This is a genomic window from Streptomyces sp. PU-14G (assembly GCF_041028275.1).
Taxonomy (GTDB): domain Bacteria; phylum Actinomycetota; class Actinomycetes; order Streptomycetales; family Streptomycetaceae; genus Streptomyces.
The window spans coordinates 1-1,576 of the sequence record NZ_JASKYT010000660.1; the positions used below are offsets into that span (position 1 = coordinate 1).

The 1,576-nt window shown below is 74.4% G+C and carries 1 protein-coding gene; it reads right to left on the reverse strand.

The window, feature by feature from the left end; genetic code table 11:
- Positions 1-125 precede the first annotated feature (125 nt).
- Positions 126-1,382 carry a hypothetical protein gene (locus AB8Z75_RS34480; protein WP_369209019.1) on the reverse strand — a complete coding sequence of 419 codons (1,257 nt, stop codon included), beginning with the start codon at positions 1,380-1,382 and terminating at the stop codon, positions 126-128.
- Between the last annotated feature and the right edge of the window lie 194 nt (positions 1,383-1,576).

Here is a 1,576-nt window from a genome sequence, read left to right on the forward strand (position 1 = left end):
GCGGTGCTCAGCGCGTCGGGCACCGCGGCTTCGCCCCCGCCCGGGCCCGGCCCGCCCCCGTCCGCTCCCGCGTGGTCCCGATGACCATGCGGGGCGGTGGAGGACGTGCCGGGAAGGCACGGGGCTCATGTGGCGGGGAGGTGCGGCACCTTCACGTTCACCTCGCCGCAGCCGACGCGCTTCGCCTCGGCCTTGACGTAGGAGGGAAGCACGGCGAGACCCAGTGATCGGCGGTCCGGTGCCGCGTCGCCCTCCTCCGCGGGTTCCTTCTCCCACGCCACGAACGCGGTCCGGCCCCGCTGGCAGTCCGCCGTGTAGACGCTGAGGCCGCCCGCGTGGGCGCCCTCGCCGTCACCGCCGAGGCGGTCGGCCCGCGCGCCGAGAACGCGGGAGACGACTCCGGCCAGTCGCGGGTCCGCGACGGTCGCCAGCCGGATCCTGTCCAGGGCGAAGGGCCGGCCCACGTCGCACGAGCGGATGCCGCCCGGGACGGGCCCCTCCGGCTCGGTGCCCGGTGTGGTACGCGCCACGGACACGTCCTTTCCGCGCGCCCAGTTGGGCAGCTCCACGCCCTGGACGCCGCACAGCCGGTCGTCGTCCAGTGCCTTGACGCGCTTCCCCTCCGGTGGTCCTGGCAGCTTCGGCGGGTCCGGGTACCGGCCTTCGCAGCCGTACCTTTCCATGACCCCGTTGGCCAGCCGCACGACCGCGCGGGACATCGCGTCGAGGCCCCGCCGCGCGTCGACCTCGTTCACGTAGTCGGGGTCGGACGCCCCCGAGGCCAGCGTGACCACCCGCAACGGCGGGTCCTCGCCCGGCTCGTACTTCCTTTCATGGCAGCTGGTGGGGAGCGCCACCCAGGCGCGTTGGGAGGACGCCATGCCGGTGACCCCGTCGCCCAGCGGAGTCATACGGGAGGAGAGGTACTGCCTCGTCCAGTCCCACGCCTGCGCGCCCCTCAGCTCGCCCAGCGTCCGCACCGAAGCGGTGACCTCCGACTCCAGTTCGTCGGCGCCGAACCCCTGCATGCTGCACTCGGTGTGCATCTGGTCTTCCGTCGCCCGGCGCAGCGGCAACTCGGTGCCGCGCACGTCCGTGTCGGTGAACAGCGCCTCCGCGACGTCGGGCGAGAGCGATCCCCAGCACATGTCCTGTGCCACGAAGGGCAGTTCTCCGGAGCGCCAGCTCATGACGCCGGTGCCGAGCAACGCCCCGACGAGCGCGCCGACGACAGCGATGCCGCCCCGGCTGCGCGCCATCCGGCGCAGGCGTCCCGCAGCGCCGGGTGCCGCAGCACCGGGTGCCGCAGCACCGGGTGCGGAGGGCGGGGCGGCGGTCGCCGGGCCCTCGGGGTCCTCGGGGTCCTCGGGGTTGTCGTTCATGTTGCTCTTTCCCTTGGAGTCCGCCCCGGTCATCCGCGCGGCCCCACGGCCGGGCAACCGAGGCGATCGGTTACGGAGTTGGCTGACCGCGCGAACACGCGTTCCGCGTCCGGGGTGGCGGCCCGGGCCAGCGGGCCGTCCAGGTGCAGGAAGAAGACGGTGGGGCGGCCCCGGCACTCGGCGGTGACCAGCCC